This is a genomic window from Paenibacillus larvae subsp. larvae, assembly GCF_002003265.1.
GTDB lineage: Bacteria > Bacillota > Bacilli > Paenibacillales > NBRC-103111 > Paenibacillus_H > Paenibacillus_H larvae.
Window position 1 is genome coordinate 2,157,530 of the sequence record NZ_CP019687.1, and the last position, 15,387, is coordinate 2,172,916.

General features: G+C 42.9%; 13 protein-coding genes, 1 pseudogene and 1 riboswitch. Of the genes and pseudogenes, 4 read left to right on the forward strand and 10 right to left on the reverse strand.

The annotated features are described in order from the left end of the window. Nucleotides 1-45 precede the first annotated feature (45 nt). The gene (locus BXP28_RS11230) at nt 46-396 is read left to right on the forward strand and encodes a hypothetical protein (protein ID WP_023484631.1); all 351 of its coding nucleotides are present in this window, start codon (nt 46-48) and stop codon (nt 394-396) included. Here the strand turns inward: BXP28_RS11230 and BXP28_RS11235 are convergent. Then, a complete protein-coding gene (locus BXP28_RS11235) occupies nt 389-1,612 on the reverse strand; it encodes an IS256 family transposase (protein ID WP_023483236.1) in 1,224 nt (407 codons plus the stop codon). The two genes, BXP28_RS11230 and BXP28_RS11235, sit on opposite strands and share 8 nt — an antisense overlap. Before the next feature lie 162 nt (nt 1,613-1,774). Between BXP28_RS11235 and BXP28_RS11240 the strand changes: the two genes are divergently transcribed. Beyond that, nucleotides 1,775-2,407 carry an ETX/MTX2 family pore-forming toxin gene (locus BXP28_RS11240; RefSeq protein WP_237087279.1) on the forward strand — a complete coding sequence of 211 codons (633 nt, stop codon included), beginning with the start codon at nt 1,775-1,777 and terminating at the stop codon, nt 2,405-2,407. 656 nt (nt 2,408-3,063) lie between these two features. On the opposite strand, the pseudogene BXP28_RS11245 reads toward BXP28_RS11240, so the two are convergent. The 3 genes and pseudogenes from BXP28_RS11245 to metH form a co-directional block, all read right to left on the reverse strand. Further along, a pseudogene (locus tag BXP28_RS11245) lies at nt 3,064-3,782 on the reverse strand (IS5 family transposase). A 123-nt stretch (nt 3,783-3,905) separates the two neighbouring features. Next, the gene (rnz, locus tag BXP28_RS11250) at nt 3,906-4,862 is read right to left on the reverse strand and encodes a ribonuclease Z (protein ID WP_023484146.1); all 957 of its coding nucleotides are present in this window, start codon (nt 4,860-4,862) and stop codon (nt 3,906-3,908) included. A gap of 174 nt (nt 4,863-5,036) precedes the next feature. Beyond that, entirely contained in the window at nt 5,037-8,477 is a 3,441-nt protein-coding gene (gene metH, locus BXP28_RS11255; RefSeq protein ID WP_023484145.1) for a methionine synthase, read from the reverse strand. Between the two features lie 276 nt (nt 8,478-8,753). Here metH and BXP28_RS11260 point away from each other — a divergent pair, with 276 nt between their 5' ends. After that, nucleotides 8,754-9,296 carry a 1,2-dihydroxy-3-keto-5-methylthiopentene dioxygenase gene (locus BXP28_RS11260; protein WP_023484144.1) on the forward strand — a complete coding sequence of 181 codons (543 nt, stop codon included), beginning with the start codon at nt 8,754-8,756 and terminating at the stop codon, nt 9,294-9,296. 105 nt (nt 9,297-9,401) lie between these two features. On the opposite strand, the gene BXP28_RS11265 is transcribed toward BXP28_RS11260, so the two are convergent. From BXP28_RS11265 to BXP28_RS11275, 3 genes are all read right to left on the reverse strand, one after another. Continuing rightward, nucleotides 9,402-10,196 carry an HAD family hydrolase gene (locus tag BXP28_RS11265; RefSeq protein WP_023484143.1) on the reverse strand — a complete coding sequence of 265 codons (795 nt, stop codon included), beginning with the start codon at nt 10,194-10,196 and terminating at the stop codon, nt 9,402-9,404. A 26-nt stretch (nt 10,197-10,222) separates the two neighbouring features. Beyond that, nucleotides 10,223-10,408 carry a DUF896 domain-containing protein gene (locus BXP28_RS11270; RefSeq protein WP_036654904.1) on the reverse strand — a complete coding sequence of 62 codons (186 nt, stop codon included), beginning with the start codon at nt 10,406-10,408 and terminating at the stop codon, nt 10,223-10,225. Between the two features lie 181 nt (nt 10,409-10,589). Continuing rightward, complete coding sequence (locus BXP28_RS11275; RefSeq protein ID WP_226989744.1) at nt 10,590-10,967, reverse strand: LysM peptidoglycan-binding domain-containing protein; 378 nt, start codon at nt 10,965-10,967, stop codon at nt 10,590-10,592. A gap of 145 nt (nt 10,968-11,112) precedes the next feature. On the opposite strand from BXP28_RS11275, the gene lexA reads away from it, so the two are divergent. Then, the gene (gene lexA / locus BXP28_RS11280) at nt 11,113-11,730 is read left to right on the forward strand and encodes a transcriptional repressor LexA (protein ID WP_023484142.1); all 618 of its coding nucleotides are present in this window, start codon (nt 11,113-11,115) and stop codon (nt 11,728-11,730) included. Nucleotides 11,731-11,875: 145 nt separating this feature from the next. Here the strand turns inward: lexA and BXP28_RS11285 are convergent, their stop codons facing one another. From BXP28_RS11285 to BXP28_RS11295, 3 genes are all read right to left on the reverse strand, one after another. Then, entirely contained in the window at nt 11,876-12,142 is a 267-nt protein-coding gene (locus tag BXP28_RS11285; RefSeq protein ID WP_024094581.1) for a hypothetical protein, read from the reverse strand. A gap of 496 nt (nt 12,143-12,638) precedes the next feature. Beyond that, nucleotides 12,639-12,872, reverse strand: a complete 234-nt coding sequence (locus tag BXP28_RS11290; protein WP_036654906.1) for a helix-turn-helix domain-containing protein — start codon at nt 12,870-12,872, stop codon at nt 12,639-12,641. A 97-nt stretch (nt 12,873-12,969) separates the two neighbouring features. Then, entirely contained in the window at nt 12,970-14,061 is a 1,092-nt protein-coding gene (locus tag BXP28_RS11295) for an LCP family protein (RefSeq protein WP_051427904.1), read from the reverse strand. A gap of 324 nt (nt 14,062-14,385) precedes the next feature. Next, nucleotides 14,386-14,550: riboswitch (M-box (ykoK) riboswitch) on the forward strand. Nucleotides 14,551-15,387: the final 837 nt, after the last annotated feature.

A 15,387-nucleotide genomic window follows, 5' to 3' on the forward strand; every position in this document is an offset into this window, starting at 1 on the left:
AGAGTTTTTTTAAAATGTTATGTAAAATTCTTGGAGGTATAATTTATGAATAAAAAAATTGGAAAGAAAATGTTTATTTTAGCTACTGTTGCATCCATAGGAACATCATTTACAGTAACATCCCTAGATAAAGCAAGCGCTGCTCCAGTAAATGATACAGAATATATGTCGCAAATAAATACACAAACAAATGCAACTATAATAGACTGGAAAAAACCAATCGAGGAAGCTATGCAAAGGATGGGCAAGAAATTTGCAGCAGATAACCCTGAAAGGGGAAAATTTCTAGGGATAAATGATGTTCGTTATTTAAATGTAAAATTCCTTGATTTCTCAGTTGAACAGATCAAGTCCAAATTTGTGTGTAAATTCCCTCAGCTAGACTGTGCTACATAATGCGAGTCACTTTGGCATCGGACTTTGGCCGATCCTTCCGCCATTCCATGTACTCGGTCATGTCGAGATATTTCTTGCCGGCTGCCCATTTTTCATCCTGTTCCATCAATAGAGCACCAATAAGACGAATCACGGATTCACGGTTTGGGAAGATGCGAATGACACGTTCCCGGCGTCTAACCTCTTCGTTGAGACGCTCAACGCTATTTGTCGTGCGCAGCCGTTTTCGGTAACGCTCTGGCAGCATTAAGACGGCGGTAGCATCGTCAAATCCGCTTTCCAGCACGCCCATCGCCTTACCCGCCTTATCTTCATAAGCCGCTAAGGTCTGTTTTAATAAAAACCTTGCCGTTCCAGTATCAGGAGCATCTAGAATCGACCGTAGACGGCCATGGATCTCATCCTTCAAGGCTTTGGGTGAGGCTTCTAATACATTTCGCGTGAAGTGAGTCTGGCATCGCTGCCATGTTACCCCTTGCAGCTGCTGCCGTACCGCGCGTACAAGGCCGCCATGATCGTCGGAGGTAATGAGATCCACACCTCGTAATCCACGTCCTTTTAGAGAGCTGAAAAACTCACTCCAGCTTGCTTCAGATTCTGTGTCACCCAGCATCAGGCCAAGGACTTCACGATAGCCCTCGGTGTTTACACCAATGGCAATCATGATGCCTCGTGAGCGTACACGACCGTCTTCACGGACCTTGAGATACATCGCATCTACGAGAACAAACGGAAAGAGGCTGTCTGCCAGGCTTCGATTATTCCAAGCAGTTACGATGGGATCCAGCCGCTTACAAAGGTCTGAAACAGTGGATTTAGAAAACTCGGTTCCGCAGAGTTCTTCGGTTACTTGCGAGACTTTACGCGTAGAGACGCCGTTTACGACCATTTCCATCATCGCTAAGATTAACGCTTGTTCACTTCTCTGGTAACGACTAAAGAGCTCTGTCGTGAACTTCCCGCCACGGATGCGCGGAACACTTAGTGTAATGGTTCCCACCCGCGTATGCAGCCCATGTGGATACGATCCATTCCGGTACGCTTTTCGATTCTCTGTTCGTTCATAACGATCTGCTTCCACTTGTTCACTCACCTGTGCTTGTAAGACTTGGTTCAGTACAGACTCGAGCAGCTTGGCTACACCCGCATCCTGAGAATTTCCCAAAAATAGTTGATGCAAAAGCTGCGAATCTACGTTAATCTGGTATTGAGCCATTTCATAACACCTCGTATATTTAGAATTTTGTGTCCCAACATTATTCTAACTGAGGGCTATGAATATGGCTCCTTTCATTTTTTGGAACCTAGCTTTTTACACAATTATACGGACTCAACTGTTGAACAAGAAACCCCCTCTATAACAAATGAATTGACTCCTATGTTTGTAGGAAAGACGATTTTAACAAACAATACAGATCAAGAACAAACATTCTCTACAAATAGCTTTTCAAAAACTATTACAAATTCTGTTACTAATTCTACTACACACGGATTTAAACTTGGAGCTAAAGCCAGTGCAAAGTTCCAAATCCCTCTCGTGGGAGAAACGGGCATGGAGTTATCGACCGAGTATAACTTTTCAGATACGTCCGCTAAAACAAACTCGGAAAGCTATACGTATACGGCCACACCACAAAACATTAAAGTACCCGCACATTCATCTGTAGAGGTAATTGTAAATTTAAATCAGGTTAAATCAAAAGGAAATGTCAACCTTCTGACTAAAGCAATAGGTTTTGTTAGTGCCCGTTACGATTATTCAAATTATGGGCACTATTCTGATTTTTCTCTAGGTGACTTAGCATTTAGGGCTCCTGGAAAGGATTTTAGCACCGATATGTATAATAAAAATTTTGCATTCCTAAAAGGGAGAGGTAAATACGAAGCTAGTTATGGAACTGATTTTTCAGTAACGGTTAAACCTATAAATAAAAACGGCATATCAAAAAGATCCGTTAATGAAAGCTACACCTATAAAGTAACTCCAGAAATCAAAAAAATAGACAACTAAACCGAAAAAAACCCGCAGGTCTAGACTTGCGGGATTACTTCTGAGAAATCTTCAAATTTATACTCCATTCATTTTTTACCAAATTACACCCAGTTCCTTTAAGGAACCAAGTTCAATTCTTGTCAGCAGGGCATAAATTATTCTATTCTTGTTCTGTTGGTCCCACCGTTTAAACCAATTTAAAAACCACTCCAATTACCAAAAAAATCACGTTGGCATTTTTACGCCTTCGTGGTTTTTTTTGTATTAACTTTTTACCAATTACACCCATATCCTTTAAAGACATCAGTTCACCTAAGCTTGTCAGCAGAGACAAAGCATGATACTCTTACAGTGTTAGTTCATATCCTTTCTTGCTGGCTCTCTGAAACGGGCGCTATTTTTTTGCGCCCAGGAAAAATACCCCTTGACAATCCTTCCTACAACCAAATTGCTAAATAAACGCGAAAATCACAACCAAATGCTCAGCCTCACTAACATTTGTGTGTATGTAAAAGGGCCTTGAGGTACTTCCTCAAAGGCCCTTTCTGTGGTTCCGATCCTCCATATCATACCAGTAAAAAAGTGAGGCGTCTACCTGTTAAAAAGAAATAAATAAGATAAGTTTTTGCTTCATTATGTATGTGTTTACCCAGTTGGACGTGAAGCTTTTGGTACTACGTGCACGATAATTTATCGTAACGAGTAGCTAATCGACGATTGTGTTTCAGTTTATTGAAAAGACATTCGACCAGGTGCCGTTCTTTAAAGAGCCACCAGTCGGTTACACGTTGAACAGTTCGATGTTTACGGCTGGGAATGACGGAACAGGCCTGCTTTTCTTCCAGCAGCGCAATAATTTTATCGGTATCGTACCCACGATCAGCCAAGACGTTTTTACCTTCGATATCAAGGGTTTGCAGAATTTCGTATCCGACTACGCAATCGTTGATGTTTCCTGCCGTCACTTCGAATTTGAAAGGATTGCCGAGGGCGTCCACTACCGCGTGGATTTTGGAGGTTAAGCCTCCTCGCGACCGGCCGATGCCTTGGAATTGCTGCCCCCTTTTGCCCCCGCCCCGTGCTGGTGAACACGGATAATGGAGGCATCGAGCATGACGCTTTCATCATCGGGATCGGCAGAAAGGACATCCAGCATGCGATCGAATACGCCTGCTTTTTCCCATCGGCGGAATCGGGTGTATACCGATTGCCAAGGTCCGTAGTATTCGGGCAAATCGCGCCAAGGCGCTCCCGAACGGATCACCCAAAGCATCGCATTGAGCATTTGACGGTTATCCTTGGCAGGGCGGCCACCCTGCGTTTTTCGTTCAGGCGGCAACATATCTTTGATTTGGTCCCATTGATCATCTCGTAATTCGTATCGTCTCTTCATATGCAAAGTTTACCAGACTTTTGGACTTCATGATACTTTGAAAACGCACCCTAGGGTCAACTAGCATTTTTCTGATTTCCATCATTGGGCTTCTCCGTTTAGGGTCTGTTTTTGTACGTAAGCTTACCCGTTTTCCTGCGGCGTTTCACCTTTTTTATCTTTGCGGGGAATCGAAATGCTCCAGAAGTCCTCGGCTACAAAAGTTTCAGCATGTATACGCCTTGCTTCCTTAGCCAGGGAACTTGCATCTTCCCCATACCTCGAACTGATATGTGTAAGGACTAACGTACCTACTCCGGCTTCTTCCGCCGTTCTTGCCGCATCAATGGTCGTAGAATGCCCATAGGCGCCGGCCAAATCCTGTCTTTCTGCTCCAAAGGTCGCTTCATGTACAAGCAAATCGGCACCCTGAGCGAGTTTTACCGCATTCGGTGTTTTCTGGGTATCTCCAAGAATGGTGATAATCCTTCCCTTTACCGGTTCCCCCACATAATCGGGGCCATGTATCACTTGCCCATTCTCTAACGTGATGCTCTCCCCGTTTTTCAACCGGCCAAAAAGCGGACCTGCAGGAACTCCCAAAGCTTTTAATCTTGCATGATCCAGCTTGCCCGGGAGATCTTTTTCCACAATCCGGTAGCCAAAGCTTTCGATCCGGTGATTCAGTCTTCTTGCCTCAACAGAAAAACGGTCATCCTCATATAAATTTCCTTCATGTTCAATTTCGACGACCCTTAATTTATAAGTGAGCTGGGCTCCGCTAATGTCCAGTACTTGTCTCACAAATGCCCCGATTCCTTTGGGCCCGTAAAGCACCAGAGGGTCTTCTCCTCCCTGGTAGCAACGGCTGGTCAGAACACCGGGAAGTCCGTATAGATGGTCCCCGTGCAAATGAGTAATAAAAATTTTATCCACTTTTCCAAGACGGATCGGCGATTTCAAGATTTGATGCTGTGTCCCTTCTCCACAATCAAACAGCCAATAACTCCCCCGTTCGGGCAGCAGGTTTAATACTATAGATGTTACATTCCGGTGTTTTGCAGGAGAACCTGCCCCCGTTCCCAAAAAATACAGTTCCACACCTATTCCTCCGTCCTCTGTGTAAACCCTACATTCTTTTTATCTATTACGGCTAAACGCTAAACGCTATTTTCTTCACATGCTACTTATTTCCCTTTCAAAAGTCAATCAGCACAAAAAAGAATGCCGTCCCTGAGGGACAGCACCCTATATCCAATTAAGCAGTATCTATGTTCACAGTACATTAAAGTATCTGGCTTCGGGATGAGCAAACACTATCGCGGAAACAGAGGCTTCCGGTTCCATCATGCATCCTTCTGTCAATTCTACCCCAATATCTTCAGTCTTCATCAGTTCAAACAGCAGCCGCTGGTCTTCCAGTGCCGGACAAGCCGGATATCCAAAGGAAAAGCGCTGTCCCGTATACTTGGCTCCGAATCTTTCCTGCATTGTCATCGTGGCCGGGTCCGGAATTCCCCATAAATCCCGCATCATCTGGTGGATTCTCTCCGCGAATGCTTCGGCCAGTTCAAGAGCGGTGGCCTGAAGGGCATGGGATTTCAAGTAATCCCCTTTTTCCCGCCAATCCCTGGATAATTCTGAGATACCATGTCCGGCGGTCACAACAAGAAATCCTACATAATCCATTTGTCCGCTGTCTACCGGTTTTAGATAGTCCGCTAAACAATAATAAGGCTCTTTATGCTGGCGGGGGAAAGTAAATCTTTTGATTTCCTGTTTCCCGTTCTCAGGGTCATAAATGATAACGTCATTGCCTGCCGACTGGGCAGGAAAAAAACAATACATGCCGTTAGCCCGAATGATATGATGCCGCTGGGCCTCACTGAGAATACTATCTACCGTATCTTTAAGCTGAAGTGCCTTAGGATCCCGCTCAACCAGAAGCTTCTCCACTTTTCCTTTCAGACCAAGATGATGTCCAAGAAGCATTTGCATATTCACGTAAGGCATCAAATAGCTGATCGGGTAGTCTCTAAGAATATGGCGTTCCTGATCCGGTGGAATTTGAACGGGTACATCTCTGGATATAGTTGACGTTTTGACACGGGTTAAAGTAGGCATTGCCTTTTCTTCGGACAGATCCGCTTCCTTGAGCTGAGCTTCCTTCGTTTCCTTTAATTCTTGAATAAGCCGGGCTTTTTGATCAGGATTGCTCAGCTGATTGGCCAGATTCAGACCATCCATCGCATCTTTGGCATAGAGTACCAGTCCCCCGTACTCCGGAGCAATTCTTGTCTTGGTAAATTTACGGGACAAGGCCGCCCCTCCTACCATAATAGGAACATCAATGCCTGCCGCCCGCAAATCCTGGGCTGTAACAACCATTTGCTGGGCTGATTTCACCAATAATCCCGAGAGCCCGATTGCATCCGGTTTTTCCTTGCGGAAAGCCTCTATTAGCTGTTCAGGAGGAACCTTGATTCCCAGGTTAACAATTTTATATCCGTTGTTGATCAAAATAATTTCTACCAAATTTTTTCCGATGTCATGAACATCGCCTTTTACCGTAGCAAGAAGGATTTTCCCTTTTACCGCCGATTCGGATTTTTCCATAAACGGCTCCAGGTAGACAACAGATGCTTTCATAACTTCTGCGCTTTGCAAAACTTCAGCCACGATCAGTTCATTGTTATTAAAAAGACGACCTACTTCTTCCATCCCCTTCATCAGAGGTCCATTGATAATCTCAAGCGGGCTGTTTTGCTTTAAAGCCGTATCCAAATCCTGAATCAGCCCTTCCTTGGTTCCTTCCACTACATAAGCAGCCAGGCGTTCTTCGAGGGATAGATTTGATACCTTCTCCTTCTTCTCTACCTTTTTGGACCGGAAGTGAGCAACAAACTTTGCCAAAGTCTCATCATTGGTTTCATAAATCAGAGTCTCAGCCAGTTCCCTCTCCTCTTGCGGTATCGACGCATAGCGTTCCAGCTTCTCCGTATTTACAATTGCGTAATCGAGCCCTGCCTTGGTACAGTGATAGAGATATACGGCGTTCAAGACTTCGCGTCCGGCCTCCGGTAATCCGAAGGACACGTTGCTAAGTCCCAAAATGGTTTTGCACTCTGGAAGCTCCTGCTTTATAAGCCTGATCCCCTCGATCGTCTCCTTGGCCGATCCGATATACTGCTGGTCACCCGTTCCTACCGGGAACACAAGCGGGTCAAAAATGATATCTTCCGCCTTCAGGCCGTATTTGCCCACTAGCAGTTCATGGGAACGTTTAGCAACCTCCAGCTTATCTTCCCTTGTTATCGCCTGACCCCGTTCATCAATAGTTCCAACAACAGCCGCTGCTCCATAACGATGCAGGAGAGGAACAACGGACTCAAATTTTTCTTCCCCGTCTTCCAGGTTGATGGAGTTTATAATCGCTTTACCCTGTGAGTACTTTAGGCCCAATTCCAGTACACGAGGATCGGTAGAGTCCAACATCAAGGGAACTTTGATTTTTTTTACTACTAATTGAAGGAATTTTTCCATATCCTCCATCTCATCACGGTCCGGGTCCTGCAAACAAACATCAATTACATGGGCGCCGCCCTTAACCTGTCCCCGTGCTATCTCAGAGGCTTCCTCATATTTCCCTTCAGCGATTAGCCTCTTGAATTTGCGTGAGCCCAAGACATTGGTTCTTTCTCCTACCATATACGGACGGTTTTCCGGCTCGATGTATACCGTCTCAATGCCGGAAACGGCTGCAGGGTGATGCCCTGTTTTTGACCTTGGTTTGAGTGAACTCATTACCTCCGCTAACGCACGGATGTGATCAGGCGTTGTTCCGCAGCATCCCCCCGCAATATTCAGCCAGCCTTCTTCGGCAAAACCTGCCATCTTTTTGGCCAGAGAATCGGGAGACTCATGATAATGTCCATTTTCATCAGGCAGTCCCGCATTGGGATAGCAGCTGATAGCTGAGGATGAAATCGTTGCAAGAGTACGGATATGGTCTCTCATGAATTCAGGACCGGTCGCGCAGTTCAGCCCGATTGATACCGGTTCCAGATGCTCTAGTGAAATATAGAAAGACTCAATATTTTGTCCGGCAAGTGTAGTTCCCATAGGCTCAATCGTACCGGAAATCATCACAGGAGGTTTACGCCCGGATGTTTCAAACGCCCGTCTGATTCCAATGCTTCCGGCTTTCACATTTAACGTATCCTGTGAAGTCTCCAGAAGAAGAGCGTCCACTCCTCCTTCTATAAGAGCCAGTGCCTGTTCATAATAACTTTCTTCCAGCTCCTCAAAGGTTACCCCTCCGGTAACAGACAATGTTTTGGTAGTGGGTCCCATAGCTCCGACCGCATACCTGGGATGTTCGGATGTTGAATATTTATTTACGGCTTCGACAGCCAGTCTAGCTGCAGCCAGATTAATTTCACGTGCTTTGTCCTGCTGATTATATTCAGCCAGCACAATGCTGGTAGCACCGAATGTATTCGTCTCAACCAAGTCCGCCCCGGCTTCAAGATATTCCTCGTGAATGCGTCTTATCAGATCCGGCCGGGTAAGGACGAGAAGTTCGTTACATCCATCCAGCTCTTCTCCTCCGAAGTCATCTGCCGTCAGGTTGGCCTGCTGAATCATTGTGCCCATGGCACCATCTAGGATAAGGATCTTTTTTGTTAACTGTTCTTGAATTGTAGGTTTCAACATCTTAATCTTAAACTTCCTTTCACCAACCCAGCTGCAGTAGTAGATGAGTAAGATTTCCAAATAATTAAGAACTAGTGTAGCAGAATCATTCGGGAATGAAAAGGTACAAAGCGGAAAGATAACGTTGCCAAATCGAAAACTTTACTTGAATTCGCATTTTTCTCATCGGAATTATAAAATTGTGAATTTTGCATCGACAGAATCCTGAATTTCCACTATAATACAGAATAAATCAATTATTCCAGTAATAATTTTATCAGAAAGAGGGAATTGCGTATGGCAGAAATCCGAATAAGAAAAACGAATGAACGTATTTCAGAAGAGAGTAAAGTCAAGTCTTTTTTAGACCGCCAGCATGTTCTTTACGAACATTGGGATTCCGGAAAACTTCCTGAAGCGTTGCAGGAAAAATTCCAGCTAACAGACAAGGAAAAACAGCAGGTGCTCCAAACTTATGAAAGTGAAATCAGAGACCTCGCAGCTCGCCGCGGTTACCAAGCCTGGGATATCATCACTTTGTCTGAGGCAACTCCCAATCTCGATGAGCTTTTGCATAAATTTGAACAAGTGCATACCCACATCGAGGACGAAGTCAGAGCCGTAACGGCAGGCAAAGGTATTTTTGTAATTAAAGGTTCTGATGATACGGGCTATTTTGATGTAGAGCTTAAAGCGGGTGATGTCATCTCTGTTCCGGAAGGTACTCCGCACTTCTTTACTCTTATGGAGAATAAACAAATTGTGGCTGTCCGGCTTTTTATCGAAACGGAAGGGTGGGTAGCCCATCCTTATGAAGATGCTTCTTTCCAAAGGGCATAGCGGGTGTGACCTGACCACTATACTAAGCTAAAGGCACTCTATACCTGGCAGGTAGGAGTGCCTTTTACTTAAGCGGGTTCGTATAACTCATGCTTATATAATTTTTTATATACTTGAAATGAGGGGCAATAATTCCTTTAATTGTGTAATTTCAAAAGTGGGAATAATCTCATCGGTTCTGCTCATCTTGTGACGATTGATCCATACATTTTTTATACCGGCACGGCTGGCACCCAAAATGTCGGTTGTCAGCTTATCTCCTACCATAATAACCTCTTCCTTCTTAACTTTCAGCAAGTCCAGAGCATGATGAAAAATCGCTACAGAAGGCTTTCCTTCCCCGAACTTTCCGGAAATAATGATATGGTCGAAATAAGGCGCAAGCTCCTTAATTCCGTCAATCTTTTCCTGTTGCAAATCCGGAGCACCATTGGTAAGAAGAAGTATGGTATAACGGCCTTTTAACTGATCAAGCACTTCAAACGTATCTTCATATATATAAGGACGCTTTCTCCGCTCGTCAATAAATCTTTCTCCTAACTGCTCCGCGAGGAGGCCATCTTCAATACCTAAAGCGGCCAATCCCCTTTTCCAGGCTTCTTTCCGGTACAAAGGAGCTATTTGTTTAAGCTTGCGAAGATTTTCATCCTCTTCCATGGTAAATCGAGCCCAGAGGGCTTCAAAAGGGTTGATGCCGATTTGTTTTGTGTAAGGATAGGTTTCATAGCTTTCATATAAACTTCTCGCTTCTTGTCTTACGCTTTTTTCCAATCGTTCGGAAGAAAGCTGAGGATAATACCGGACTGCTTCCTCACAAGTCGTTTTGAAAGCTTCCTTAACACTTCGTTCATCCCATAATAGAGTATCATCCAAATCAAACATAACCGCTTTGACTGCCATCCTGAACTCTCCTTTGTCTTCGGGTATCATTGCTGCGGGTTTTCATCAACAAATTCGATGGAATCTAACTGTGATCTTAACGAGGCACGCATTGCCTCAATATATGTTTGACGAAGAACAGTGCGTTCCTCGGTTTCGGATTCGGTCAGTCCGACAGATTTGGCTTTACGGGACAGTTCGTTAATGCGACGAACCGTTTCTTCCATAGACATGCACGTTCCCCCTTTCTACTTTTGGTCTGAATCTACTATCACATTGAGCAGGCGAATTGTCAAGACAGATATGCTACTCATACCAAGAAGATATAGGGGACTCTCTATCCGAATATGTCAAAATGCTTAATTAAAAAAAGACCTCATTAATCAATGAAGTCTGTTTAATAAATGTTGCAATTTAATCTCTCTTGGGCAGTAATAGGACATCTCCAGCTTGAATCGTTGATGATTTGAGCTTATTCAGCTTCATTAAATCATTCAGATAGTGGCGTATATCTTCATGTTCTGGTGCATATTCGTCCGCTATTCTCCATAATGTATCCCCGGATGTGACGATGACCTTACTGTAGGTGTTCGGATCAAGAACGGATTTATCTCCCGCATATGCATGGATAATTGCTCCGGATGTAAAGGCTGCAAGCATCAGGACACCAATGACCAGCAAACGTAACCATTTAGTTCTATATCTCTTCGAGCGGCGATCTGCCTGAAAGGTTGTTTTCTTATATGTGTGGATTGTAGAAGAATTTGTATGATCATAATAGCCAATGTACATGAAAGTGCCCTCCAAACATTTGTTCTGTTTTCAATCTAACACGAACGAATGTTTGTGTCAATACATATTTAGGAACTTATGTTTGTACGAACTCGGGTTCTATGCTATACTTGAATTAATTATGAGAACACTGGAGTGATAGGTAATGGGAAAGCTCTCTCAGCGCCAGCAAGCAATATTGGAGTTTATTAAAAATGAAGTCAAGGAAAAAGGTTATCCGCCTTCCGTACGCGAAATCGGCGAAGCTGTCGGCCTGGCTTCAAGTTCCACTGTTCACGGTCATTTGGAACGTCTGGAGAAGAAGGGCCTGATCAGACGTGACCCGACCAAACCAAGGGCGATTGAAATTCTCGATATGGATAGTTCCTCCACCTTTTCCTTCTCCGTGACCAGAGTTCCCTTGATTGGTAAAGTCACAGCCGGTATGCCGATAACCGCAACGGAAAATATTGAGGATTATTTCCCACTTCCTTCTCATTATGTAGGTGATCATAACGTCTTTATGCTGAGCGTTTTGGGAGACAGTATGATAGAAACAGGTATTCATGACGGCGACCTTGTCATTGTCCGCCAACAACAAACGGCCGATAACGGTGATATTGTAGTTGCTATGACAGAAGATGATGAAGCTACGGTCAAAAGATTTTATAAAGAAAAGGATCATATCCGCCTTCAGCCTGAGAATTCCTCGATGGCTCCGATTATTCTTTCCAATGTTTCTATCTTGGGGAAAGTTATTGGGATTTTCCGGAACATTCATTGATCAGACGCGTACTTATACTTCAACCCTTACACATAACTTGGGAAACGCTCACTGACTGAAAACAGTGAGCGTTTCTTGTCTTGCCTTCTTTTATGCCAAAACTATCCGTAATTGACAAAACCACAGCTGTTCCCTCTCGTTATTTTCACATACGTCCCATAAGCGTATTGCTTCGGGTACCATTATAGTTCCTTGGTGAATCTTCCCAAACGTTGATAATTTGGATGGATTGAACTACCCTCGGCTGCCAGGTAATATAACCTTGCTTATACAGTCCATCCAATGCCTTAAAGATATTTACTGCGCAGGCCCCTGTCTTCTTTTCCAGCTCCTTCATGGTAGGCATTCTGCGGTAAAGATTTGAAAAGTTGAACAAAATGCGAAGCGTTTTTCTTTCTAAATCAGTTAGCATGATCTCCCTCCCCTTCCGCCGAGAATATTATGATTTTGATCCAAATTAAAAATCCTGAAGATCTCCGGGTTTACTTGCCATTCAAATCAGACCCTCTAGAACATTTGTTCCCATTATAAAACTGGAACATTCGTTTTGCAAGGGATCACTTCACATACTCCCGCGTTAAAAAGAAAAGAGCCTGGAGGCAGTTCCTCTAAGACTCTTCTGAAAGATATACAACAGTAAACGGGATGACTCCGCTCTCCCACAGTTACTGTGGAATGAGAAGGGTTGGCAGTTAACTGACAAATTAGTTACAGATATTATTCACATGGCTGTCTTTGTGACGAATACTGCATCGTATCGGGAAAGCATGAATATACCGCAGACATAAGTCCTGTACTGCCTCTATCAATTAAGCATATCTTAAAATAATGGGCAACCAGCGTGTTCCTACATCAACTGGAGGATACTGGTTTAGTCTTTTTAATAATCCACAATTAGGGTCGCAGTTTTAATTCTTAATGGCCTCTTTGTCATCTTTTACAAATTCCATTAATTCGGATACATCCTCTAATTTCAAGGCATTCATGATCCTTTCTAAATTCTCTACCGACCAGTGTTTAGCACGGTTGTTCACTAGATCACTAATTGTATTTGGCCTGATGCCTGTCAACACATGTAGTTTGTACATGGTCAGCTCAGGATCAGCTGCAATTATCCTATCAATCTTTAATCTAATCAACATACCCACCTCTTGAAATAACATACCGAAAAGACTATACGGATCAAGATAACAAGCATTGACCCCTAACGGAATTCGTTATATAATTATTTGTAATTTATTACCGCATATTTCCCGACGAACGATAATTTGATTTCATATCAGTTCCTGTGGGGGTTTTGGAATCCAGAGTTGGATTCGGATTTGCCTCTGTCCTCATTCGTTCAATTTTTAAGGCTTTTTTGGCATTCTCCCAATCCTCGTTTGGTATTACCACAAAAGGACTGATCCAATCTCCATCTAAGCTTATGAAACGAATCTTCTCACGTTCAATGTTCATGTAAGACAGTATCATTTGTTTTAAAGTATCTGATGGAACATCCGTCTTTATGTTATCCCCTGCCACATCCAGAATATCGTTTACTTTTGTTATAATATTAAAAGATTTCAGTTTACCAAATAATTGATTCATGACTTCCTGCTGGCGCAGATTCCGATCGTGGTCGTTGGACTCTTTTGTGCCACAGTTAGATTTTCGGTAACGTATATAATCCAATGCTTTCGGACCATCCAAATGCTGCTGCCCGGCTTTAAGATTGATGTTGGTTCCGTCTTCATCTGATGAATCCCGGTAACACATATCCATCTTTACATTGACATCCACTCCGCCTAGTACATCAACGACTTTACGAAACCCCTCAAGATCAATGGTCACCATATAATCAACCGGAATTCCTAATTTACTGCTCCAGAAATCTTTTGTCTTCGGAAAAGCTTTTTCTTTGTCAACAATATAGTTATGCGCGAAAACGTAATTGGCTTTTCTGGATCGTCCATCAAAAGTAATTTCCATATCTCTTGGAATGGAGACTACAGTGGCCGATTTTGTAATGGGATTTAATGAAATCGCCATCGCCGTGTCACTATTCAGGGTTTCCCCATCGCCACGGTCATCGATCCCAAGCAGCAAAAAAGTGATTGGATTGGTTGCTACGGGAATAGCTTCAGCATCATTTCCAGAGGGAGCTGCAATTTTATTCAGGGTCTGGTCAAATTTAGCATAAAGGAAAGCAGCGTAAGCTCCTGCTCCGCCTAAAAGAAGTAATAAGACGACAAGGATGGGCACCCATCTTTTTCTTTTTGACTTCAACTTTTTTCTAGGCTGTCTATCCGAACGATTCGGATCATGTTTATTGGTTTCTAAATTCGTCATAGCTTTCACCTCTTTTTTTGACTGGCTCTCATATAGTCTTCATTCGATCTATCACTGTTTCCACGATCCACCAACCTGCCAGCCCGGATTTTTTATTATCATACGAGATATGTAATTAGTTTGCAAATTTTATACCAAACCTAATGATTCTATGAGTATTCATAAATTTAAACTGGAAGTAAAATATTTTACTAGGCTATATTATCATTTTCTCTGAAAATTTCTTGTTTCAGGCACCCATTTTAGACATAAAAACAAAAATTATGAATTCTCTATATTGACAATTAAAAAATAATTATTTATATTTTAAAGTACAACTGAATCGCTAGTCTCCGTTAGGTGAGGCTCCTGTATAGAGAAATGCTACTGCCCAAAAATGTCGAGAGACGCCAATGGGTCAACAGGAATGGTCGAAAAGAAGGCCCCTCTTAATGTAGCTGGTTTTAAACCTATGCTGTACAGTGCTAAAACTCAACGAAGGAGAGGTTAGAATTGGATTGGACTGCCTAGATCATGATAAAAGGAACCATCCAATGATTTGCGGGATATGAAGCCTCTGCTCCTTTTTTGAGCGGAGGTTTTTTATGTTATATAAAATCCGAAAGAAGGGAAGGCTTTAGGAATTTGAAACTGGCTTTTAATTTTGTGATATGTTCATATGAGGATTTAGAAAATAGGATCGAGCCTTTTATTATCCCATGATGGTAACTTTATGCCCACTACCTTTCTCTTTAATGATTTTTTAAGAATTTTAAAGTGTGCCGAACTTCAAACCCTCCAAATTGTTTCCTTTGCCGCACCCGTACCGTTGCTGTTATTGTTTTATGAGTGAAGCAGGCATGAAAGATGTCAAGGGACTTGGCCACGGCAGTATCCAGGTTACATCAGACGTTTATGTCCGTATCTTGAAGAAACTTTCTTATTTTATAGCCTTCCATTTTATTGTTTCAAAGAAGAAATTATCGGGGAACTCACCGAAATATTCGGCAATATTATTGCCCATCGTTTCAGTCTATATCAAAAATCGGAAGTATTGTCGGGTGAAGCCTTTGAAACCAAAGGAATGAAAAAATCCAATTTATTAAAACACTGGACGGATGGAAGATCAGCTATTAGGCATAGAATGATGACTTAACGATTCCATAAAGCATCATACTATGAAAATAACACGATATAAGATGTAGAACCTTTGATACGTTAAAAAGAGCGTTCCGTATAATATCCACAGAAGACCCTCTGGCTGTCGAGAACTTTCTCGACAGCTGTATTTCTTTCCATAGCTTTAGTATCGGCAACTCCGAGCTATTCAGAAATGAATCCGATTTT

Coding starts and splice junctions, on each gene's coding strand:
- BXP28_RS11275 (WP_226989744.1), bottom strand. CDS start 10,967: ATGTACATTGGCTATTATGATCATACAAATTCTTCTACAATCCACACA.
- BXP28_RS11295 (WP_051427904.1), bottom strand. CDS start 14,061: ATGACGAATTTAGAAACCAATAAACATGATCCGAATCGTTCGGATAGA.
- BXP28_RS11270 (WP_036654904.1), bottom strand. CDS start 10,408: ATGTCTATGGAAGAAACGGTTCGTCGCATTAACGAACTGTCCCGTAAA.
- metH (WP_023484145.1), bottom strand. CDS start 8,477: ATGTTGAAACCTACAATTCAAGAACAGTTAACAAAAAAGATCCTTATC.
- BXP28_RS11285 (WP_024094581.1), bottom strand. CDS start 12,142: ATGCTAACTGATTTAGAAAGAAAAACGCTTCGCATTTTGTTCAACTTT.
- BXP28_RS11290 (WP_036654906.1), bottom strand. CDS start 12,872: ATGTTGATTAGATTAAAGATTGATAGGATAATTGCAGCTGATCCTGAG.
- BXP28_RS11240 (WP_237087279.1), top strand. CDS start 1,775: ATGTTTGTAGGAAAGACGATTTTAACAAACAATACAGATCAAGAACAA.
- BXP28_RS11230 (WP_023484631.1), top strand. CDS start 46: ATGAATAAAAAAATTGGAAAGAAAATGTTTATTTTAGCTACTGTTGCA.
- BXP28_RS11265 (WP_023484143.1), bottom strand. CDS start 10,196: ATGGCAGTCAAAGCGGTTATGTTTGATTTGGATGATACTCTATTATGG.
- BXP28_RS11260 (WP_023484144.1), top strand. CDS start 8,754: ATGGCAGAAATCCGAATAAGAAAAACGAATGAACGTATTTCAGAAGAG.
- BXP28_RS11235 (WP_023483236.1), bottom strand. CDS start 1,612: ATGGCTCAATACCAGATTAACGTAGATTCGCAGCTTTTGCATCAACTA.
- lexA (WP_023484142.1), top strand. CDS start 11,113: ATGGGAAAGCTCTCTCAGCGCCAGCAAGCAATATTGGAGTTTATTAAA.